The 21,609-nt window shown below is 64.2% G+C and carries 19 protein-coding genes; 17 read left to right on the forward strand and 2 right to left on the reverse strand.

Annotated features, from left to right (window positions below; all coding sequences use genetic code 11):
• The first annotated feature begins 92 nt into the window (after positions 1-92).
• The 3 genes from AC0969_RS11410 to AC0969_RS11420 are packed head-to-tail and all read left to right on the forward strand — an operon-like array spanning position 93 to position 1,710.
• Positions 93-977, forward strand: coding sequence for an SMP-30/gluconolactonase/LRE family protein (locus AC0969_RS11410; protein WP_479624262.1), 885 nt, complete (start codon positions 93-95; stop codon positions 975-977).
• Positions 978-1,009: 32 nt separating this feature from the next.
• Positions 1,010-1,309: a type II toxin-antitoxin system HigB family toxin gene (locus AC0969_RS11415; protein ID WP_479624263.1), complete on the forward strand. Its 300-nt coding sequence runs from the start codon at positions 1,010-1,012 to the stop codon at positions 1,307-1,309.
• 29 nt (positions 1,310-1,338) lie between these two features.
• Positions 1,339-1,710 (forward strand): helix-turn-helix domain-containing protein, encoded by a 372-nt coding sequence (locus tag AC0969_RS11420; RefSeq protein WP_479624264.1) that lies wholly within the window; start codon positions 1,339-1,341, stop codon positions 1,708-1,710.
• 92 nt (positions 1,711-1,802) lie between these two features.
• On the opposite strand, the gene AC0969_RS11425 is transcribed toward AC0969_RS11420, so the two are convergent.
• Positions 1,803-3,332 carry an aminotransferase-like domain-containing protein gene (locus tag AC0969_RS11425; RefSeq protein ID WP_479624265.1) on the reverse strand — a complete coding sequence of 510 codons (1,530 nt, stop codon included), beginning with the start codon at positions 3,330-3,332 and terminating at the stop codon, positions 1,803-1,805.
• Between the two features lie 176 nt (positions 3,333-3,508).
• Between AC0969_RS11425 and AC0969_RS11430 the strand changes: the two genes are divergently transcribed.
• From AC0969_RS11430 to AC0969_RS11460, 7 genes are all read left to right on the forward strand, one after another.
• On the forward strand, positions 3,509-3,802 hold the full coding sequence (locus AC0969_RS11430; RefSeq protein ID WP_479624266.1) for a hypothetical protein: 294 nt from the start codon (positions 3,509-3,511) through the stop codon (positions 3,800-3,802).
• A gap of 705 nt (positions 3,803-4,507) precedes the next feature.
• Complete coding sequence (locus AC0969_RS11435) at positions 4,508-4,816, forward strand: BON domain-containing protein (RefSeq protein WP_479624267.1); 309 nt, start codon at positions 4,508-4,510, stop codon at positions 4,814-4,816.
• Between the two features lie 146 nt (positions 4,817-4,962).
• Positions 4,963-6,219 carry a lipoprotein-releasing ABC transporter permease subunit gene (locus AC0969_RS11440; protein WP_479624268.1) on the forward strand — a complete coding sequence of 419 codons (1,257 nt, stop codon included), beginning with the start codon at positions 4,963-4,965 and terminating at the stop codon, positions 6,217-6,219.
• On the forward strand, positions 6,212-6,892 hold the full coding sequence (gene lolD / locus AC0969_RS11445) for a lipoprotein-releasing ABC transporter ATP-binding protein LolD (RefSeq protein WP_479624269.1): 681 nt from the start codon (positions 6,212-6,214) through the stop codon (positions 6,890-6,892). The genes AC0969_RS11440 and lolD overlap by 8 nt, the downstream gene beginning before the upstream one ends.
• Before the next feature lie 177 nt (positions 6,893-7,069).
• Positions 7,070-8,869, forward strand: a complete 1,800-nt coding sequence (locus AC0969_RS11450) for a cyclic nucleotide-binding and patatin-like phospholipase domain-containing protein (RefSeq protein WP_479624270.1) — start codon at positions 7,070-7,072, stop codon at positions 8,867-8,869.
• The gene (locus tag AC0969_RS11455) at positions 8,857-12,747 is read left to right on the forward strand and encodes a non-ribosomal peptide synthetase (protein WP_479624271.1); all 3,891 of its coding nucleotides are present in this window, start codon (positions 8,857-8,859) and stop codon (positions 12,745-12,747) included. The genes AC0969_RS11450 and AC0969_RS11455 overlap by 13 nt, the downstream gene beginning before the upstream one ends.
• A complete protein-coding gene (locus AC0969_RS11460; RefSeq protein ID WP_479624272.1) occupies positions 12,744-13,406 on the forward strand; it encodes a TVP38/TMEM64 family protein in 663 nt (220 codons plus the stop codon). The genes AC0969_RS11455 and AC0969_RS11460 overlap by 4 nt, the downstream gene beginning before the upstream one ends.
• Here the strand turns inward: AC0969_RS11460 and AC0969_RS11465 are convergent.
• On the reverse strand, positions 13,403-14,434 hold the full coding sequence (locus AC0969_RS11465; RefSeq protein WP_479624273.1) for a hypothetical protein: 1,032 nt from the start codon (positions 14,432-14,434) through the stop codon (positions 13,403-13,405). The two genes, AC0969_RS11460 and AC0969_RS11465, sit on opposite strands and share 4 nt — an antisense overlap.
• A gap of 53 nt (positions 14,435-14,487) precedes the next feature.
• On the opposite strand from AC0969_RS11465, the gene AC0969_RS11470 reads away from it, so the two are divergent.
• The 7 genes from AC0969_RS11470 to AC0969_RS11500 all read left to right on the forward strand — a co-directional run bounded on the left by AC0969_RS11470 (position 14,488) and on the right by AC0969_RS11500 (position 21,598).
• Complete coding sequence (locus AC0969_RS11470; protein ID WP_479624274.1) at positions 14,488-15,339, forward strand: TatD family hydrolase; 852 nt, start codon at positions 14,488-14,490, stop codon at positions 15,337-15,339.
• Entirely contained in the window at positions 15,336-15,839 is a 504-nt protein-coding gene (locus AC0969_RS11475) for a DNA-deoxyinosine glycosylase (protein WP_479624275.1), read from the forward strand. The genes AC0969_RS11470 and AC0969_RS11475 overlap by 4 nt, the downstream gene beginning before the upstream one ends.
• The gene (locus AC0969_RS11480) at positions 15,839-16,606 is read left to right on the forward strand and encodes a class I SAM-dependent methyltransferase (protein ID WP_479624276.1); all 768 of its coding nucleotides are present in this window, start codon (positions 15,839-15,841) and stop codon (positions 16,604-16,606) included. The genes AC0969_RS11475 and AC0969_RS11480 overlap by 1 nt, the downstream gene beginning before the upstream one ends.
• Before the next feature lie 3 nt (positions 16,607-16,609).
• Positions 16,610-18,376, forward strand: a complete 1,767-nt coding sequence (tfpB, locus tag AC0969_RS11485; RefSeq protein WP_479624277.1) for a type IV pilus assembly ATPase TfpB — start codon at positions 16,610-16,612, stop codon at positions 18,374-18,376.
• A 191-nt stretch (positions 18,377-18,567) separates the two neighbouring features.
• Positions 18,568-19,056 (forward strand): tripartite tricarboxylate transporter TctB family protein, encoded by a 489-nt coding sequence (locus AC0969_RS11490; protein WP_479624278.1) that lies wholly within the window; start codon positions 18,568-18,570, stop codon positions 19,054-19,056.
• Positions 19,057-19,065: 9 nt separating this feature from the next.
• Positions 19,066-20,577, forward strand: coding sequence for a tripartite tricarboxylate transporter permease (locus AC0969_RS11495; protein WP_479624279.1), 1,512 nt, complete (start codon positions 19,066-19,068; stop codon positions 20,575-20,577).
• A gap of 118 nt (positions 20,578-20,695) precedes the next feature.
• Positions 20,696-21,598, forward strand: coding sequence for a DMT family transporter (locus tag AC0969_RS11500; protein ID WP_479624295.1), 903 nt, complete (start codon positions 20,696-20,698; stop codon positions 21,596-21,598).
• Positions 21,599-21,609 lie beyond the last annotated feature (11 nt).

Below are 21,609 nucleotides of genomic sequence, written 5' to 3' on the forward strand. Positions count from 1 at the left end.
TTTAAGCCATTTTTTCATGCCGAAAAAGCCCGCAAGCGCTCATTGAGCCTGCACAAGCAGCTCTCATTTTTAAAAATAAAACAATAGCAAACATGCCTTTACCCTGCACCGCCACCCCCATCTGGCCCGCCACCCTGCAACTCGGCGAGGGCACGCTGTGGCACGCCGCCAGCAGCCGGTTTTTCTTCGTAGACATCCTCGGCCAGGCCGTGCACAGCTGGCAACCCGCCACCGACGTTCGCCAAAGCTGGCCCATGCCCGAGATGGTTGGCTGGCTGGTGCCGTGCGCCGACGGCCAAGGTTTCATCGCCGGGTTCCAGTCCGGCTTTGTGCGCCTCACGCTGGAGCCGGAGCTGAAGATCGAGCGCCTAGGCTCCCCGCACCCCGATCAATCCGGCCTGCGCCTGAACGATGCCAAAGCCGATGCCGGTGGCCGCATCTGGGCTGGCTCCATGCACCACACCAACCCCCAGCAGCCCCTGGGCCAGCTCGCCTGCCTGCACCCCGATGGCCGCGTTGAAGTGGTGGAGACAAACATCCACATTGCCAACGGCCCCGCCATTTCAGCCGACAGCACAGTTCTGCTGCACACCGACAGCCTGCTGCGCAGCATTTACCGCTACCGGCTCAGCGCCGACGGCCAACTGACCGAAAAATCCCTCTGGAAAACCTTCGCCCCCGAAGACGGCGAGCCCGACGGTATGACCTTCGACGCCGAAGGCCATGTCTGGGTCGCGTTTTGGGGCGGCAGCTGCCTGCGCCGCTTCAATTTGGCCGGTGACGAGCTGCAACGCATCAACCTGCCCGCCAGCCAGATCACCAATGTGGCGTTTGGCGGCGAGAACCTGGATTTGATGCTGGTGACCAGCGCCCGCGTGGGTTTGTCTGATGAGCAGCTGGCCCAGCAGCCGCTGGCCGGATCTGCGTTTGTGCTGCGCACCGGCGTGCGCGGGGTGGTGCCGGGGGTGTGGGGTTGAGATTAATCCCAAAATGGGACTAAAATCTGTCTATGCATTTGGTTTCCATGCCACCACTGTTGGCCTTTGCCGCCAAACATGCGCTGGCGCAACAGGCTTTGCAAAACTGGTGTGACGAGGTGCGGCGAGCCAAGTGGACGCAACCGGCCGACATCAAGGCCCAGTTTGCAACGGCCAGCATTTTGAAGAACCGCCGGGTGGTGTTTAACCTCAAAGGCAATGATTACCGCGTGGTGGTGGCCGTGGCGTACAACGCGGGGTTTGTGTTTGTGAAGTTCATCGGAACACATGCTGAGTACGACGGCATCAACGCCGAAACCATCGAAATCTGACACCCTGACTTTCACATGAAGGAGCCAGTATGGACATTCAACCCATCCACACCGAAGCCGACTACCAAGCCGCACTCAAGATAGTCTCTATGCTGGTGGACCAGGATCCCGAGCTGGGCACGCCCGAGGCGGATCGGTTGGAAATCGTGGGCATATTGGTGGTGGCCTACGAAGCCAAGCACTACCCCATCGCCCCACCCGATCCGATTGAGGCAATCAAATTTCGCATGGAGCAGCAGGGCCTCAAGCCCAAAGATTTGGAGCCCATGATCGGGCAGCGTAACCGGGTGTACGAGGTGCTCAACGGCAAGCGCAAACTGACGATGGCGATGGCGTGGCGCTTGCACACCGGGCTGGGCATCCCCGCCGAGAGCTTGATCCGGCAACCTGCGGGGGTGTGATTTTGTCAAATGCGCGCACCTGAACCGTAGGCGTTTCAGGTGTACTTATACAAAACATAGATTCTTCCTAAAACCCCCTTCACCTCAACGGTTTAGGGCGTTCTCGCCAATCCCCCCACCAGCTCCCCCAGCCGGGCAAACGCCCGGTCCACCTCGGGTGTGAACGGCCAGCCGCAGTTGACCCGCAGGTGGCCCTCGAACCGGTTGGAGTTGGTGAAGATGGTGCCCGGCGCGATCACGGTGTTCTCGGCCAGCGCGGCGTGGAACAGGGCGGTGGCCGACAGGCCTTCGGGCAGCTCAATCCACAGCGACAGGCCGCCGCGCGGCACGGTCAGGCGCGTTCCGGGCGGGAAGTAGGTAGCCACGGCCTGGGCAGTTTGGGTGCGCTGCGTGGCCAGCGTGGCGCGCAGGTGGCGCAAATAACGGTCGTAGGCGGGCGATGCCATGAAGCTGGCGGCGGCGCGCTGGCCTAGGCGCTCGTTGCTGCGCGAGGCGGCGAACTTCAGCATCTCTACCCGTGCCTGCCAGCGCCCGGCGCTGACCCAGCCCAGGCGCAGGCCGGGGGCCAGGCATTTGTGCAGCGACGCGCAATACACCACGTGGCCGCTGTCGTCCCAGGATTTGATGGCGCGCAGCGGCTCCATGCGCAGCACGCTGTCATCCACCAGGGCGCTGTAGGTGTCGTCTTCGATCAGCGCCACATCGTGCTGCTGGCACAGGCGCAGCAGGGCCAGCTTGTGGGCGCTGGGCATGATGCTGCCGGTGGGGTTTTGCAGGTACGGCACCACCACCACGGCCTTGATGCCCGGCGTATTGCGCAAAGCCAGCTCCACCGCATCCACCGAGATGCCGGTGCGCGGGCTGGTGGGGATTTCCAGCGCCTTCAGGCCCAGGCTTTCCAGGGTTTGCAGCAGGCCGTAAAAGGTGGGCGACTCCACCGCAATGGTGTCGCCGGGCTGGGCCACGGCGCGCAGGGCCAGGTTCAGCGCTTCGGTGCAGCCGTTGGTGATTTGGATGTCGGCCGCCGAAAGAGATTTAATAGGGGTCAGATTCCAATTATCTGATCCGCCTTCAACGCCACGATGCCCGCTGTTGATAATTGGAATCTGACCCCTATTAAATCGCTGGGCCAGTACCTCGCGGAACTCCAGGCAGCCCTGCGGCGGTGCGGCGCGCACCAGTTGCTCGGGGTCCAGGCGCAGGCTGCGTTGGGCCGCTTGTTGCAGGGCTTTGGCGGGGTAGAGCTCGGGGGCGCAGCGGGCGGTGGACAGGTTGGTTTTGAAGCGCTGCATGCGTCCCAGCGCCAAAAATTCAGACACCTTGGTGTGGATGCCCACGTACTGCGCAGGGTCGGGGGCGCGCTGCATCGGCGGGTCGTTCACCGGGGCCAATGTGGCCGTAGCCTGCGCGGGCCGCACAAAGTAGCCCGAGCGGGGCCGCGCCTCCAGCCAGCCTTCGCTCTCTAGCAGGCGGCACACCTGCATGGCCGTGGACAGGCTCACCGTGTGCTGGCGCACCACTTCGCGCAACGACGGCATGCGGTGCCCCGGCAGCAGGCTGCCCGCGTGAATGGCGCTGCGGTAGTGGTCGGCGAGGTGCTGGTATTTGGGCTGGGTGGGCATAAGCATTGCACATCATGTGGCGTTGCGCGCGGGCTGAACAGGTACAGACGGGGGCAAAACAGACCATAACAGATGCGAATTTTTTGCACTGTTGCGGTACAGAAGGGTAGGGTCTGTGGCTGTTCGGTGCGGGTCAAAATTTTTACGCTACAGGCTCTTTCACAAAGAGGTCTTGTATGCCGTCCACCACCGCACCCCTGTTCACCCTGCACCTGCACACGGCCCAGCGGGCCTGGGAACGCCTGCCGCGTGGGGCCGAGATCGTTGTGCTGGAGGGCGCGGTGCGCCTGCACGAAAGGGTCTATCTGGCGGGGATGTGGGTCGAGCTGCCGGTGCTGCTGCGGGCTGGGGAGCGGCACCGGGTGGCGGTGGCGGGGTGGATGCAGATGGAGGCGGTGGGTGGGGCGCGGGTCAGTGGGGTGGCGCGGCAGCGGGGGGGCTGTGTTGCCCTGGATTTTTTCTTATTTTGATAGCGGTTTGTGCAGGTAGGGTGTGCGGTGGAGGGCTAAAAGGCTTGGAGTATTTGTGGATGGCTCGTGGGCCTGACATCCCCGGCCGGGGTATGCGCCCGGCGGCGCAGTTACTTTTCTTTTGCGCAATCGATGCGTAACCAAAAGAGAGGCGCCCCAACTGTCTGCGCCCTCCGCTTTCGCTGCGGGAACCTGCGGTGCTCGTGGAATGCGGGGTCTGGCTAAACTCGCTGCGCTCAAACAACGCCAGCCCTGATCCGCATTCCACTGCGCTCCTTGGCGCATACAGATGGGGACCCGGGTCCGGGATCGGCCCGGCTGCGCCGGGCATCGCGCCTAGGGCGCGAGATGCCCCTCACCCCAACCCTCTCCCCGGTGGGGCGAGGGGGTAAGGCAGTCCATGCCCGTCAGCACCGTGGTGTTAAACACCCCGGTATTCCTCCCTCTCCCGCTCCCCGGGGTCTCCCTCTAGATGCGCCGAGGAGCACAGCTATTTCAAGCCTTTTAGCCCCCCAGCGTAAATAAAACCTGCGCAACCAGCTATTCAAACCATAGCACCTACAAGACCCTAGGGTTTCACCTTAGATTGCAGTTGCAACACGGCCACCATGCGCCCGACACACAAGCAGAGCCGCCACTTGGGAAGATCACCTCACCGAAACAAGTTGCACCAATGTCGGTGCAACAACCCCAAAGGACTTCCCCATGACCCGCTCTTTCAACCGTATCGCCGCTACCGCTCTGTTCGCCCTGACCGCTGGTGCCTTTCTCCCCGCCCACGCTGCCACTAGCGACGCAGACCTGGCCAGCTCGGTGCAATCCACCCTGACCAGCCAACTCGGCAGCGATGCCAAGGACCTGACCGTGACCGCCAGCAACGGCTCCATCACCGTCCACGGCTGGGCACAAGGCCCACAAGAAGAAGCCAAGGCCCGCTATGTCGCCAGCACCGTGCCCGGTGTGGCCAACGCCTACAGCGACGTGCGCACCTTCTCGACCAATAACAACCAGTGACCAGCGATTAGGGCGTTTTAGCCCTCTAGCGCTTATCCATCAAGCGGCTACAGCTATCTAAAGAATAGCTGTAGCCGCTTTTGCGTTGGGGTGGATACGGGTGCCCAAGCTGCCACAATCACCCCGTCTCCTCTCTCACCTGCTCCATGCAAATCCCCTACGAACTTCTGGTCGGCTGGCGCTATACGCGGGCGGGCCGGGCCACCCGGCGCAACGGCTTCATCAACTTCATCTCGGGCGTGTCCATGCTCGGCATTGCGCTGGGCGTGGCGGCGCTGATCATCGTGCTCAGCGTGATGAACGGCTTCCAGAAAGAGGTGCGCGACCGCATGCTGTCGGTGGTGGCGCACATCGAAATCTTCGCTCCCAACGGCGAGGCCCTGCCCGACGTGGCCAAGACCTTGGCCGAGGTGAAGCAAAACCCGGCGGTGCTGGGTGCTGCACCTTTCATAGCAAGCCAGGCATTGCTGGCGCGCGGTGAGGACATGAAGGGCACCATCGTGCGCGGCATCGACCCGGCGCATGAAGCCGAGGTCATCGACCTGGCCGTGGCCCTGCCCAAGGAGACGATGGCCAAGCTGGTGCCCGGCCAGTTTGGCGTGGTGCTGGGCATCGACCTGGCGCGCAGCCTGGGCGTGCGCCTGGGCGACCCGGTGACGCTGATTGCCCCCAGCGGCCAGGTCACCCCGGCGGGCGTGGTGCCGCGCCTGAAGCAGATGACGGTGGTGGGCACGTTTGAGTCCGGCCATTTTGAGTACGACTCGGCTCTGCTGATGCTGCACATCGAGGATGCCCAGCGCATCTTCCGTCTCGAAGGCCCCAGCGGCATCCGCGTCAAGCTGCAAGACCTGCACCAGGCGCGCCAAGTCACGCAGGAACTGGCGGGCAGCCTCAGCGGCAATTTGCTGATCCGCGACTGGACGCAGCAAAACAAAACCTGGTTCGCGGCGGTGGAGCTGGAAAAACGCATGATGTTCATCATCCTCACGCTGATCGTGGCCGTGGCCGCGTTCAACCTGGTCAGCACCCTGGTGATGACCGTCACCGACAAGCGAGCCGACATTGCCATCCTGCGCACCCTGGGGGCCAGCCCGCGCAGCATCATGGGCATTTTCATGGTGCAGGGCGCGATGGTGGGGGTGATGGGCACGCTGGCCGGGCTGCTGCTGGGCCTGGGCATTGCCTTCAACATCGACGTGATCGTGCCCGCGCTGGAGCAGCTGTTCCACGCCAGCTTCTTGCCAAAAGAGGTGTACTTCATCAGCCGCATGCCGAGCGAGCCGCAGCAGGCCGACATCGTGCCGATTGCGGTGATTTCGTTGGTCCTGGCTTTTGTGGCCACCATTTATCCGAGTTGGCACGCCAGCCGCGTCAACCCAGCCGAGGCTTTGCGCTATGAATAAGCCTGTATTACAAGCCACTGGCTTAACCAAGCGGTTTTCTGAGGGCCGCCTGGACGTAACCGTGCTCAAGGGCGTGGACTTGCAGGTGTTTGCGGGCGAAACCGTGGCCATCGTCGGTGCGTCGGGCTCGGGTAAAAGCACGCTGCTGCACCTGCTGGGCGGGCTGGATGCGCCCAGCAGCGGCACGGTGCAGCTGCACGGCCACGACATGGCCAAGTGGGATGCGGCAGAGCAGGGCCGCCAGCGCAACCAGCACCTGGGTTTCGTCTACCAGTTTCACCACCTGCTGCCCGAGTTCAGCGCGCTGGATAACGTGGCCATGCCCTTGTGGATTAGGCGGTTGCCGCGCGACCAGGCTGCACAAGCAGCTATGAAAATACTAGCATTGGTGGGTTTACAAGACCGTGTACACCACCGGCCCGCTGAGCTCTCGGGCGGGGAGCGACAGCGCGTGGCCATCGCCCGTGCCCTGGTGGCCCAGCCCGCTTGCGTGCTGGCCGATGAGCCCACCGGCAACCTGGACCGGACCACGGCCGACGGCGTGTTTGCGTTGATGCTGCAACTGGCCCGCGACCAGGGCACGGCCTTTGTGCTGGTGACCCACGACGAAACCTTGGCGGCCCGCTGCGGGCGCACTTTGCGGCTAAACCAGGGGCAGTTCGCGGTTGCGTGAAGCCGGCCCCATGCTGTAAACCCTCGGATCGTGCCGCTCTGGTGCCAGCGTACACTCTTTCGAGTGTGTATTTTTGTATCTGCGCTGGTGTCGCGTAGGCCTGTTGCGGGCCATGCCGAAAGTCCGACAGACTCCTAGGCCCACTCCGTTTCTATAGCCAAAACAAAGGGCAAATCCATGCCAGTTGAGGACAAATTCCACGTGCGCGTGCTCCAGGTGCTGCGCGACAGCCGTGTGTTTGGCACGCTCGATGAAGCGGTCCTCAACGATCTGGCGGATCTGCTGGAGCTGCAAGAGGTGCGGGGGGGCAGTTTGGTGCTCCAAGAGGGCGCGGCGGCCGACAGCATGTTCTTCGTTATCACCGGTCGGCTGCGGGCCTCGCGCCGCAACCGCGATGGCAGCGTCATGCTGTACAACGAAATCCGGCCCGGCGAGAGCGTGGGCGAGATGGGCTTGATCTTGCGCCAGCCGCGCACTGCCGACGTGACTGCTGTGCGCGATTCCACCCTGGCGGTACTTAGCCGCGCCCACTTCGAGGCCTTGCTGCTGCGCCAGCCGCTGGCCCTGAACCGGGTGTTTTCGCAGGCCATTTTTGACCATTTACGCCATAGCGCGCAGGTGGTAGAGCGGCACCAGGCACAGGCTTTTGTGGTGGTGCCACTGTTTGAAGGTGCCGGTGCGGCCGAGGTGGCGCGGGGCCTGACCGAGGCCTTGGCCCGCATGGGCCGGGTCCACCACATCACTCCCCAGGCCGCGCTGGAGACTGCGCAAACCACCGAAGATGTGGGAGCCAAAGACCGTTTCGACGCACTGGAAGATGCCTTTGATTACCTGGTCTACGAGGCCGATGCCAGCCCTTCGTCATGGACCCGGCGGGCTTTTCGGCAGGCCGACCAGGTTATTTTTGTGGCCAATGCCGGCAGTTCTCTGGAGCGGGGCGCGTTAGAGCAGCGCCTGACCGAAGAGCCCGGTTTTGGCATGAAGCGCCAGCACCTGGTGCTGCTGCATGCGGCCACGGCCGTGGTGCCCGAGGCCACCAGCGCCTGGCGTACCGGGCGGCAGATCGAGCGGGTCTACCCCACCCGCCGCCAGCACACCGGCGACTATGGGCGGCTGGCCCGGTTTTTGACCGGCCGCGCCGTGGGCGTGGTGCTGGGCGGTGGCGGGGCCCGGGGCTTTGCCCATCTGGGCGTGCTGCGGGCCATGCAGCAGGCAAACATTCCGGTCGATCTGGTGGGTGGCAACAGCATGGGCGCGCTGATCGGGGCGCAGTTTGCCTGCGGTTTGTCGCTGGAGCAGATCCGCGACCAAACCCGCAAATTTGCCGAAGGGGGCGAATGGCCCACCTTGCCGCTGGTGTCGATTGTTTCGGGCGGGCGCGTCAAGCGCGACCTGCGGGCCATGTTTGGCAACACCCAGGTCGATGCCCTGTGGACCCCTTACTTTGCGGCGGCTTGTAACCTCACCACGGGCGGCACCTCGGTGCAGGAAACCGGGCCGCTGTGGCGTGCCGTGCTGGCCAGTAATTCGCCAGCGGGCCTGTTCCCGCCGGTGCTGGTGAATGGCCATTTGCTGGTGGATGGGGCGATTCTGGAGAACGTGCCGGTGGACGCGATGCGCATGCGCCTGGGCGTGCCGCTAGAGAAGCGCCGAGGCAACGGCACCATCATTGCCATCGACGTGGACGTGCAAGACGAGATGGGTGTAGACCCGGCGCTGGAGCGCTTGTCGGTGCGCAGCACCCTGAAGGGTCTGGTATCGCGCGAGCCCCGCAGCACGCCAGGCATTACCGAAATTTTGTACCGCGCCGGGCATATCGGCGGCCTGCACCAGCGGGCCGCCACCATCGCCCAGGCAGACCACTACCTCGAACCCCCTGTAGCCCATTTCACGATGATGGCCTACAGCCGGGCCGATGAAATTATTGAAGTGGGTTACCGCCACGCTATGGAGAAGATGGACCAATGGAAGCTGTAACCGCTGTAGGCCGCCGCCACAATGACCTGCCCCCGGCCCTGAGCCTGTCCCTGAGCCAGCGCGAAGTCTGGCTGGACCAACGCGCCTGGGCGGGCAGCGCGCACCTGAATATTGGCGGCTGTGTGTTTCTGGAGGGGCCGCTGGAGCCGTATCTGCTGAAGCAGGCGCTGGTGCGGCTGGTCGCCGAGAGCGAGGCCTTGCGCCTGGTGCCGCTGGCCGACGGCAGCCAGACGCTGCTGGAGGAGGGCGTACTCAATTTGGACGAAGTCTCTATTGGCGTGTGCGACGACCCCAAAGCCGCCATGCGCGACTGGTGGCAGCAGCGCATGGCCGAGCCCTTTGCGCTGGATGGCACGCCGCCTTGGCGGTTGACCCTGCTGCGGGCCCATGGCACCTTGCACGCGCTGCACTTGCAGTTCCACCATCTGGTGATGGATGGCTGGGGCACCTCGCTGGTGATCCAGCGCTGGGGCGAGATCTACACCGCAATGGTCACCGGGGTCGAGCCGGTGCAGCGGCCTGATCCGGGTTACCAGCAGTTCATCGAAGAATCCAATCTGTACCGCCAGTCGCCCGCCTTCGAGCGTGATGCCGCCTACTGGCAGGCGCAACTGCCGGTGCTGCCCCCGGCCCTGCTGGAGCGGCGCTATGCCGATACCCGCAAACAGGCATTGCCGGACGCCCGCATGGGCTTGCAGCACATTCCCCGTGCCAGTTATGACCGGCTGGCGCAGATAGCGCAGGCGCAGGGCTCCAGCGTGTTTAATTATTTTCTGGCCGCCCTGGTGCTGTACCTCAGCCGTGTCAGCCAGCGCCAAGAGGTGGTGGTGGGCGTGCCCAGCCTGAACCGGGGCGGGCGGCGCTATAGCAACACCTTGGGCATGTTTGTGGGTGTGATGCCGGTGGTGGTGCGGCTCACGCCGGACATGACCCTGGGCGATTTGCTGACCACCGTGGCCAGCACCATGCGCAGTGCGCTGCGCCATCCGCGCTACCCCTTGAGCGAATTGGGCCGCACGCTGGAGGTGGCACGGAACCGCCGCGACGGCCTGTTCGATGTGCTGCTGTCGTTTGAGCGGCAAGACTATGCGGGCTTCTTTGGTGCCGCCGAGCTGGTCGAGCCGCGCCAGTTGTTTGCTGGAAAATCCCGCTTCCCGCTGGGCATTACGGTGTGTGAGTTCCATGCCGAGCAAGATGTCGAACTGGCGCTGGAGGCCAGCGAAGCCTGCTTTGCCGAGGGCGAGGTCGAGCTGCTGGGCCGCCGCCTGTGGCATCTGGTGGAAGCCGCCACGGGTGCGCCAGAAACCCTGCTGGACAGCATTCCGCTGGTGCCGCCCCAAGAACACTGGGCGCTGATCGACGGCCTGCACAAAGACGTGGCCACGATGGCCGTGGCCGAGCCGTTTGTGGCCCAGTTTGCCCACCACGCCGGGCTGCGCCCCGAGTCCAACGCCCTGGTCTGGAACGAGGAACATGGCACCGGAGAAATGGACTACGCCACGCTGGATGCGGTGTCCACCCACCTGGCCTGGCGCCTGCGCGCGGTGGGCGCGGGCAAGGACAAGATCATCGCCATGGTGATCGACCGCTCGCCCGATATGGTGGTGGCCATGCTGGCCATTGCCAAAGCCGGGGCCGCATTTTTGCCGCTCGACCCCGAGGCCCCGCTGGCCCGGCTGTCGGCCATTTTGCAAGAGAGCGGTGCGATTGCCCTGCTGATCCAGCCGCATACCGAAGAGCGCTTGGGCGGCCTGCATGCCTGCGTGTTGCGCACCGACTGGACCCAGGCCGTGGCAGACGTGGCGCAGTACGGATCGCAGCCGCTGCCGGTGCAGCCCAGTGCCAACGACCTGGCCTATGTGCTGTTTACCTCCGGCTCCACCGGGCGGCCCAAGGGCGTGATGATCGAACATGCCACGCTGGCACGCCGCTTGGGCTGGCTGTCGCGCGCCTACGCGGTGGAATGGAGCGACCGCTCGGCCCAGGCCACCCAGGCCACCTTTGACCCTTCGCTGATCGAACTGCTGCTGCCGCTGGTACACGGTGCCAGCGTGGCCCTGCCGCCGCCGGGGCGCTTGCTGCCCGAGTCGCTGGCCGACTTTGCGGTGCGCCACCGGGTCACCATCATGGCCTTTGTGCCCAGCACCCTGAGCCGCTTTCTGGATTCGGCTGGGCACCGCAAAGACCTCAAGCTGCGCGTCGCCTGCTGCGGTGGCGAGGTGCTGTCGCCCGAGCTGGCGCAGCGCTTTTTGAAGGAAACCGGCGGCCGCCTGTACAACGTCTACGGCCCTACCGAAACCGCTATTTTTGCCACCGCCTGGGAGTGCGAAAACCACCGCACCGACACCGCCCTGCCGATTGGCCGCCCCATCGACGACACCCGCATCTACGTGCTGGACCAGGCCCTGCGCCCCATGCCTATGGGCGTGCCGGGCGAGGTCTACATTGGCGGCGAGGCAATTGCGCGCGGCTACCTGAACCGCCCCGAGCTGGATGCCCAGGTGTTTCTGCCCGACCCCTTCCGCCCACTCGGGCCCGGCAGCCGGATGTACCGCACTGGCGACAAAGGCTGGCTGGGCAGCGACGGCAACCTGCACTTTTTGGGTCGGCTGGACCGGCAGATCAAGCTGCGCGGCTACCGCATCGAGCTGGGCGAAATCGAGTCTGCGCTGTCGGCTATTGAAGGGGTGTTGCAGGTGGCGGCCAAGCTGATCGAGCGCAAGGGCAAGCCGCAAATCCACGCCTGGGTGGCCGTGGCAGCGGGGGCTACAGGCAACCCGACCGCCGAGAGCCTGCAAGCCGTGCTGCGCATGCGCCTGCCCGACTACATGGTTCCCAGCGGCATCAGCGTGTTACTAAGCCTGCCGGCCAGCGCGGCGGGCAAGACCGACTACGACGCACTGCCCGAACCCGGGCAGCACGCCGGCCCCACCGAATCTCGCCCGGCCAACCGCAAATACGAGGCCGAGCTGCTGGCCTTGTGGCAAGACGTGCTGGAGACCCGGCCCATCAGCGTGCAGGACAACTTCTTCGACTTGGGCGGCGACTCGCTGGCTGCCGTCACCATGCTCACCAGCATCGAGCAACTGGTGGGCCGCAAGGTGCCGATGTACCTGATCACCGAACACCCCACGATTGAGGGCCTGGCCGTGGCCTTGACCGAGAAAAGCAAAGGCCCCGGCGTGATGCTCAACCTGGGGGCCGACACCGGGCGGGTGCCGCTGTACCTGGCCGCATCGGGCCACGGCGACCTGCTGCGCTTTCAGAATCTGGCCAAGGCGCTGGGCAATGCCTGCGATGTCCACATGCTGCAACCCCCGTTTACCGAGCCGATAGAGCGTATCGACGATCTGGCCACCTTGTATGCCGATGCCATCCAGGTGCATGGCAAGCGGCCCGGATTTTTGGCTGGGTTTTCGGTCGGCGGGATTGCGGCACTGGAGGCCAGCCGTTTGCTACAGCAACGCGGCATTCCGGTGCGCGGGCTGTTTTTGATCGACACCACCTACCCGGCATCGCGCCTGGGCGGTACGGCGTTTTGGCGTTTGTCGGGCTGGCTGGTGAAGCGCTTTCGCGTTCAGGAGTTGAGCCTGAATGGCCGCCGCATGGGGGCCATGTTCAACGACCCCGGCCTGGTCAGCCAGGTGATGGCACTCAAGGGCTACCGGCCTACGGGTTATGACGGGCCCACGCTGCTGCTCAAGTCGTCCGGCCTGGCCAGCTGGGGGCGCTGGCTGTTCCACCCCTGGGCGCAGCTGATGCCCAAACACCTGTACGAGCACCAGATCCGGGGGCTGCACGGCTCTATTTTTGAGCCCAGCAATGTCACCGAGCTGGCCACGGTCATCGCCGACCGCATGGACAAGGCTGCGCCTTGAGTTCCGCCTTGCGCTGGCGGCTGCTGTGCCTGGCGCTGGCCGTGGTGGTGCTGGTGGCCTTGGCCGTTGCCTGGAGCGCATCGCCGCTGCGGCAGTGGCTGGATGCCGACCGCATCGTTGCGGGCTTGCAGCAACTGGGGGCCTCGTTTGGGTTGGTGGCGGCGGTGCTGGGCTTTGCGCTGGCCAGCACCTTGGTGGTGCCGCTGGGCTTTTTGACCCTGGTGGCGCTGGTGGCGTTTGGCCCCTGGACGGGCATGGCCACCATCTTTGCCGGTGCCTTGTTGGGGGCGATGGCCAGCTACGGGCTGGGGCATCTGCTAGGCAACCAGCTGCTGCAAAAACTGGGCGGTGAGCGGATCAACACCGTAAGCCGCCGTTTGGCCGAGCGCGGCTTGCTGGCGGTGATTGCAGTGCGGATGGTGCCCATCGCCCCGTTTGCCATCGTCAACATGGTGGCCGGGGCCTCGCACATCCGCCTGCGCCACATGCTGCTGGGCACGGCGCTGGGTATCACCCCCAGCACCGTAGTGATGGCGTTTTTTGTGGAACAGATCGTGGCCGCCTTCCGCCAGCCCGGCCCACTGGCGTTGGCCATCGTGCTGGGCACGCTGGCCTTGATCGGCGTGGGCGGCTGGGCAGCGCGGAAGTATTTACGTTAGTTGCCCAATAAAGCCGCACGGGCTTCGGCCGCTGGAAACACGCAGGCCACATCGTGCGCGCAGCCCGGCACGATGGTGATGCTGCGTTGCTTGTCCGGGACCAGCAGGCTGCGGTCGTAGGCGGCATAGGCCAACCCGCGCTGTAGCCGGTACGGGCCTTGGGCCATTGCGGCACAGCTTTTGTCCATGATGCGGTAGAAAGTACCCTGTGCATCGCTGCTGTCGAGCGCGCCTTCCAGGTAATGGATGTCGGCCTGCGCGTAGTGGGCGCGGGCCTCGGCGGCGCTGCGGCCCAGGTGGGCGGGCAGGTCCTCGGTGCCGTATTTCCAGCGTTGCACCTCGGGGCAGGCAGCCACCGTGGCGGCGGGCCAGACCGGGTCAAAGTACAGCCAAGTGCCCGGGTCGGCCACCACGTAGCGCAGGCGGATGGCGGCGTGCGGCACGGCGGCAAAGCCGATGTAGTGCTGCACCATCTGCGCCCCGGCAGAAAACCCGGCGATGGTGATGCTGCGCAGGCTGGGCCACTGCTGGTGCAGGTTCACCACCAGCGCATCCAGCGCGGCAAACGAGGTCAGCCCACCCGCATTGCGTGCCGCACCCCCGGCCATCCACGAGGCGCAGGTCCACAGCGCATCGCCGTCCTGTGCAGCGGGTACGCCCGTGGCGGGGCATTTGTCTGCATCGGCTGCACGGACCTGAAAGACCGGCGCCACCACCACATGGTGGGCCGCTGCACCGCCGCGCTGCACGGCGGCCAGGGCGGCGTTAAAGGTCTTGTCGGCATCACGCGGGTGGCCATGCAGGGCGACCAGGGCCGATGTGGGCGCACCGGCTCCGGGCACCTGCGAGGCATAGAAGTGCATGCGCTCCGCGCTGCCGGAGGGCGTGAAGGCGAAGTAGCAGGCGCTGGAGGCCGGAGCCGCGCAGTCTGTTGGCGGGGCCGCCAGGGCCACCACGGGCAGGGCCAGCAGCCATACAGCAAGGAGTCGGCGGAAAAGCGGATGGTCATCCAGTGGGTCGATAGGCATGCGAGGCATTTTAGGAAGCCAATGGCCGGGCCGACGGTTAAAGTCTGCCCCTTATGTGGATCGACACGCACTGCCATCTGGACGCCCCAGAATTTAAAGAAAATCATGCGCTAGCGCTTGATATGCGTGCGCAGGCAGCTATTAAAAATGTAGCGCTCTGCGTTTTGCAAGGCGTGATGGCGGCCAACTTTGACACCGTGCGCCTGCTGGCCCACCGCACCTTTGACGCCTACGCGCTGGGCATCCACCCGCTGTTTGTGGCCCGCAGCCAAGATAGCGACCTGGACCTGCTGGACCAGGCGCTGACCACCCACCGAGACGACCCGCGCCTGGTGGCGGTGGGCGAGATCGGGCTGGACTACTTTGTGCCCGCGCTGCAAGAACCCGCCATGCTGGCACGCCAGCAATTTTTCTACCGCGCCCAATTGAAGCTGGCCAAAAAACACGGCCTGCCCGTCATCCTGCACGTGCGCCGCAGCGCCGACCATGTGCTGAAACACCTGCGTGCCGTGGCCGGGCCGGGCGGGCGCTGGTTGGGCATTGCCCATGCCTTCAACGGCAGTCCGCAGCAGGCGCAGGCGTGTATCGCCATCGGCTTGAAGCTCGGCTTTGGCGGTGCCATGACGTTTGAGGCCGCGAACCAGTTGCGCCGCCTGGCCGCCAGCCTGCCACTGGAGGCTCTGGTGTTGGAAACCGACGCGCCCGACATCCCGCCGCAGTGGCTGTACACCACCGCCGCCCAGCGTGCGGCGGGCCAGCCGCAGGGCCTCAACTCGCCGCTGGAGCTACCGCGCATCGGTGCGGTGCTGGCCGGGCTGCGCGGGGTCAGCGTCGAGATGATTGAAGCCGCCACCACCGCCAATGCCCTGGCTGCCTTGCCGCGTTTGCAAGCCTTGCTGCCGTGACACGTTTAATCGGCCTACCGCCGCTGGTATCGCCTGACACCCGGCTACTGGTGCTGGGCAGCTTTCCCGGCGCGGCATCGCTGGCGGCGCAGCAGTACTACGGCCATCCGCAGAACCAGTTTTGGCGCATTTTGCACGCGTTTTATGCCTCTGGCGCAGATGGTATATGCGCTAGTAGCTATGAAAAACGTAGCGCGTGGATGCTGTCGCACGGCGTGGGTCTGTGGGACGTGTACGCCAGCTGCGAGCGCCAGGGCAGCCTGGACAGCCAGATCCGTAAAGCCGAGGTAAATGACTTTGCCGCCCTGCGCCAGCGCTGCCCCCAGCTGCGGGCCGTCGCGCACAATGGGGCGATGAGTTTTCGCCACGCGGGGCAACTGGAAAATTTAGGTCTGCCCACGGTGCGCCTACCGTCCACCAGCCCGGCCAATGCCAGCTGGAGCTTCGAGCGCAAGCTGGCCGCGTGGCGGGATGTATTTACACAATTTGGATTGATTTAATGGCCCGTAAACCCGCCACCCCCACTTCGGTTCTGCCCGAAGTCAACTTTTGCGACTACGGCGACGTACGCACCCTGCACCTGGGCACCGAGTGGGTGCAGGGCTCCATGCTGCTGGACACGCCCTACGAGATCGAGCTGGAGTACGTGCAGCGCATGATGGCCTGGCTGCTGTTTGTGCCGCCCAGCAGCGTGGCCAAGCGCCACGCCATGCAGCTCGGCCTGGGGGCTGCGGCCCTGACCAAGTTTTGCCGCAAAAAGCTGCGCATGAACACCACCGCCGTGGAGCTGAACCCGCAGGTCGTCTCGGCCTGCCGCTTTTGGTTCAAGCTGCCGCCCGACGATGAGCGCCTGCACATCGTGCTGGGCGACGCGGCCCTGAAAATCCAGAACACCGACTGGGCCGGCACGGTAGACGCGCTGCAGGTCGATCTGTACGACGAAGATGCCGCCGCCCCCGTGCTGGACAGCGCCGACTTCTACGCCGACTGCCGAAAGCTGTTAACGGAGGAGGGCTGCATGACGGTCAACCTGTTCGGTGAATCCAGCAGCTACCCCGCCAGCGTGGAAAAGATCACCCAGGCTTTCGGGGCCGAAGCTGTGTGGGCCTTCAAACCCACCCGCGAGGGCAACACCGTGGTGCTGGCCCAGCGCAACCCCACCCGCCCTAGCCGCGAAGAGCTGGTGGAGCGGGCCGACGTGATCCAAACCCGCTGGGGTCTGCCTGCCGCTAAATGGCTGAAGGTCTTCAAACCCGTGGTGGGCTAAAACATGCAATCCACCTCCTACCAAGGCCCCGTCACCTGGCGTTTGCTGGTCGATTGGTTGGCCGAAGACGGCGTGATCGCCCCCAGCGAGCAGCAGCGCACCATCGCCCGCTGCTCCCAGGCTGAAAGCGCCCAGCCGGCCCTGGTGCGGCTGGCCAGTGTGGCCATGCTGCGCGCCCGCGACGGCAAGCCGCTGGACATGGAGCTGCTGACCCAGTGGCTGGCAGGGCGCGCAGGCTTGCAGTACCTGCGCATCGACCCGCTCAAGGTGGAAGTGGGCAAGGTGGCCGACACCATGAGCGCGGTGTACGCCGAGCGCCACAAGGTGCTGCCGGTGCAGGTCACCACGTCCGAGGTGGTGGTGGCCACCAGCGAGCCGTTTTTGACCGACTGGGTGGCCGAGGTGGAGCGCCAGTCGCGCCGCACGGTGCGCCGGGTGGTGGCCAGCCCGCTGGAAATCCACAAGTTCACGGCCGAGTTCTACGCCCTGGCCAAGTCGGTCAAGGCGGTGCAAAAAGCCGGTGGCAACATCGGCGCGGGCAGCTTCGAGCAACTGGTAGAGCTGGGCAAAACCGCCAAGCAGCTGGATGCCAACGACCAGGGCGTTGTGCAGGTGGTGGACTGGCTGTGGCAGTACGCCTTTAACCAGCGCGCCAGCGACATCCACCTGGAGCCGCGCCGCGAGCAGGGCGTGATCCGCTTCCGCATCGACGGCGTGCTGCACCCGGTGTACCAAATGCCCATGAGTGTGATGAACGCCATGGTGGCCCGCATCAAGCTGCTGGGCCGCATGGACGTGGTAGAAAAGCGCCGCCCGCTGGACGGCCGCATCAAAACCCGCAACCCGCGTGGTGATGAGGTGGAAATGCGCTTGTCCACCCTGCCCACGGCGTTTGGCGAGAAGATGGTGATGCGGATTTTTGACCCCGACACCGCCGTGAAAGACCTGGACGCGCTGGGCTTTACGCCCCACGACGCACAGCGCTGGGAGGCGCTGGTGAAGCGCCCGCACGGCATCATTTTGGTCACCGGCCCCACCGGCTCGGGCAAAACCACCACGCTGTACTCCACCCTGAAGCGCGTGGCCACCGAAGAGGTCAACGTCAGCACGGTGGAAGACCCGATCGAAATGATCGAGCCCAGTTTCAACCAAACCCAGGTGCAGCCGCAGCTCGACTTTGGCTTTACCGAGGGGCTGCGCGCCCTGATGCGGCAAGACCCGGACATCATCATGGTGGGCGAAATCCGCGACCTCGCCACGGCGGAGATGGCCATCCAGGCTGCGCTCACCGGCCACCTCGTCTTCTCCACCCTGCACACCAACGACGCGCCCTCGGCCCTGACCCGGCTGATGGAGCTGGGCGTGCCCGCCTACCTGCTGAACGCCACCGTGCTGGGTGTGCTGGCCCAGCGGCTGGTGCGCACCCTGTGCAAGTCCTGCCGCGCCCCCGATGAGGCCCTGGCCCGCGACACCCTAGGTGCCGCCATCAAGCCCTGGAAGATCAACACCGACTACACCCCCTACAAGCCGGTGGGTTGCGTGGATTGCCGTATGACCGGCTTCATGGGCCGCATGGGTGTGTACGAGCTGCTCACCGTGTCCGAAACCTTCAAGGGCCTGGTCAACCAAAGCCCCAGCATCGACGCGCTGCGCCGCCAAGCCATCGCCGACGGCATGCGCCCGCTGCGGCTGGCCGGTGCGCTGCGCGTGGCCGAGGGGCTGACTACGCTGGACGAGGTGCTGTCCACCACGCCGCCGTTGGAGTCCTGACTTTCATGCCGGGATGCCGCGCACCCCGGCGTATGAAAGTTGGTTCTTTCACGTAAATAAGCCCATTTCCGTACGTGGAATCCCTCACGTTTTCCCTAGGGTGAACCCGTACCGGGAGGGTCACGGCTTCCAACCATAATCGCGCCACTGGTATTTTTGTGACCGATTTGTAATTTTTGGGAGGACCGTACATGTTAATTAAAAGTCAAAAAGACTTCTTCTCGGGGCTCATGTTCATGGGCATCGGGATCGCCTTTGCCTGGGGTGCCACTACCTACACCGTAGGCACCGGTGCCCGCATGGGCCCGGGCTATTTCCCGTTGGTGCTGGGTGTGGTGATGGCGATTTTGGGGGCCATCATTACCTTCAAGGCGCTGGTCACGGAAACCGAGAGCGGTGACAAGATCGGCAAATGGGCCTGGCGTCCGGTGTTCTTCATCCTGGGTTCCAACCTGGCATTTGGCGTGCTGTTGGGCGGCTTGCCCAGCATCGGGTTGCCAGCGATGGGCCTGATCATTGCGATCTACGCACTAACGCTGATTTCCGCCAAAGCGGGCGAAAAGTTTGTGCTGCGCGACGTGCTGATTCTGGCCACCGTGCTGGCCATCGGCAGCTACCTCGCCTTCATCCTGCTGCTCAAGTTGCAGATCCAGGTCTGGCCCACATTCATCACAGGTTAAGGGGTTTTCATGGATTTGCTGAGTAATCTGGCGCTGGGCTTCGGCGTCGCCTTCACCCCCATCAACCTGATGTATGCGTTGGTGGGTTGTATTTTGGGCACCTTGATCGGTGTGCTGCCCGGTATTGGCCCGGTGGCCACTATCGCCATGCTGCTGCCCGCCACGTATGCGCTGCCGCCTGTGTCGGCGCTGATCATGCTGGCCGGTATCTATTACGGCGCGCAGTACGGTGGCTCCACCACCGCCATTTTGGTCAATCTGCCGGGCGAATCATCGTCGGTGGTCACGGCCATTGACGGTTACCAGATGGCCCGCCAGGGCAGGGCGGGGCCGGCGTTGGCGGCGGCGGGTATTGGCTCGTTCTTTGCCGGTTCGGTGGGCACGCTGATTCTGGCGGCCTTTGCGCCCCCGCTGACCGAGATCGCCTTCAAGTTCGGCCCGGCCGAATACTTCTCGCTGATGGTCCTGGGCCTGATTGGTGCGGTGGTGCTGGCATCGGGTTCGCTGCTCAAGGCGGTGGCCATGATTCTGCTGGGCCTGTTGATTGGTCTGGTCGGCACCGACGTGAATTCGGGCGTGGCCCGTTTCAGCTTCGACATCCCTGAACTGACCGACGGTCTGGGCTTTGTGGCCATCGCTATGGGTGTGTTCGGTTACGGTGAAATCATCAGCAACCTGGCCCAGCCGGAGGACGACCGCGAGGTGTTTACCGCCAAGGTCAGCGGCATGTTCCCCACCAAGCAGGACTTCAAGGACATGGCCCCGGCCATGTTGCGCGGCACCATGCTGGGTTCGGCCCTGGGCATCTTGCCCGGTGGCGGTGCCTTGCTGGCCTCGTTTGCCAGCTACGCGCTGGAAAAGAAGATGAAGATGAAGCCCGGTGAAGTGCCTTTCGGCAAGGGCAACATCCGTGGCGTGGCGGGCCCCGAGTCGGCCAACAACGCCGGTGCGCAAACTTCCTTCATCCCGTTGCTGACGCTGGGCATTCCACCCAACGCCGTGATGGCGCTGATGGTGGGTGCCATGACCATCCACAACATCCAGCCCGGCCCGCAGGTGATGACCAGCAACCCCGAGTTGTTCTGGGGCCTGATCGCTTCGATGTGGATCGGTAACCTGATGCTGGTGATCTTGAACCTGCCGCTGATCGGCATGTGGATCAAGCTGCTGTCGGTGCCCTACCGCTTCCTGTTCCCGTCCATCGTGCTGTTCTGTGCGATTGGCGTGTACTCCACCAACAACAACACCTTCGACATCTGGCTGGTGGCAGGCTTTGGCTTCTTGGGCTATCTGTTCAACAAGCTGGGTTGCGAGCCCGCGCCCTTGTTGTTGGGCCTGATTCTGGGCCCGATGATGGAAGAAAACTTGCGCCGCGCACTGCTGCTGTCGCGTGGCGACTGGAGCGTGTTTGTGACCCGTGGCCTGTCGGCCAGCCTGTTGGCGGTGGCGGCCCTGATGGTCATCATCGTGCTGCTGCCTGCGGTGAAGAACAAGCGCGAAGAAGCGTTTGTCGAAGAGTAAGACCCCTCCGTCTCTTGAAAAATGGCACCTTCGGGTGCCATTTTTTTTGGCGATAGGGGCATCGCCATCGGCTATGCAGTCGACCCAGTGTTTTACATAAAATGGGGCTCCAGCGCTTATTCCATCTACACCAGTGGCTACAAAAAACAGAGCATCCGGCTTGCTACTCGCCCTTGTGGGCTCCATCGCCTTCAGCGGCAAAGCCATCATCGTCAAGCTGGCCTACCGTTTTGGGGTGGATGCGGTCACGCTCATCATGTACCGCATGCTGTTTGCGCTGCCCATCTTTGCCGTGATGGCCTGGTGGGCCAGCCGTGGTAAACCGCCGTTGACGCGCAAGGACTGGTGGGGCGTGTTGGGCCTGGGCTTCACCGGCTACTACCTGGCCAGTTTTCTGGACTTTGCCGGTCTGGGCTATATCAGCGCCTCGCTGGAGCGGCTCATCCTGTACCTAAATCCCACCCTGGTGGTGCTGCTGGGCTGGGTGCTGTACCGCAAATCCATCAGCCGCACCCAGGCCCTGGGCATGGCCGTGTGCTACGGCGGTGTGGTGCTGGTGTTTGGCCACGAGATCAACGTACAGGGTGCAAACGCGGGCTTGGGGGCGGTGCTGGTGTTCGGCAGTGCGGTCAGCTACGCCATCTATTTGGTCTACAGCGGCCAGATGGTGCAGCGTCTGGGTTCGTTGCGGCTGGTGGGCTTGGCGACTAGCGTGGCCTGCCTGCTGTGTTTGTTGCAGTTTGTGCTGCTACGCCCGATGTCGGCGGCCCTGGTGGCGCCTGAAGTCATTTGGCTGTCCGTTTTGAACGCCACCGCCTGCACGGCCGTCCCGGTGCTGATGGTGATGATGGCCATTGAGCGCCTGGGTTCGGGCCTGACCGCACAGGTCGGCATGGTGGGGCCGCTGTCTACGATTTTGATGGGTGTGGTGATTTTGGGCGAGCCGTTTACCGCCTGGGTGGCGGCTGGTACGGTGCTGGTGGTGGCCGGCATTTATGTGTTTACCCGCAGTGGGCGCTGAATCTTCGTATA

It is taken from the genome of Rhodoferax sp. LB1P47, from assembly GCF_056521445.1.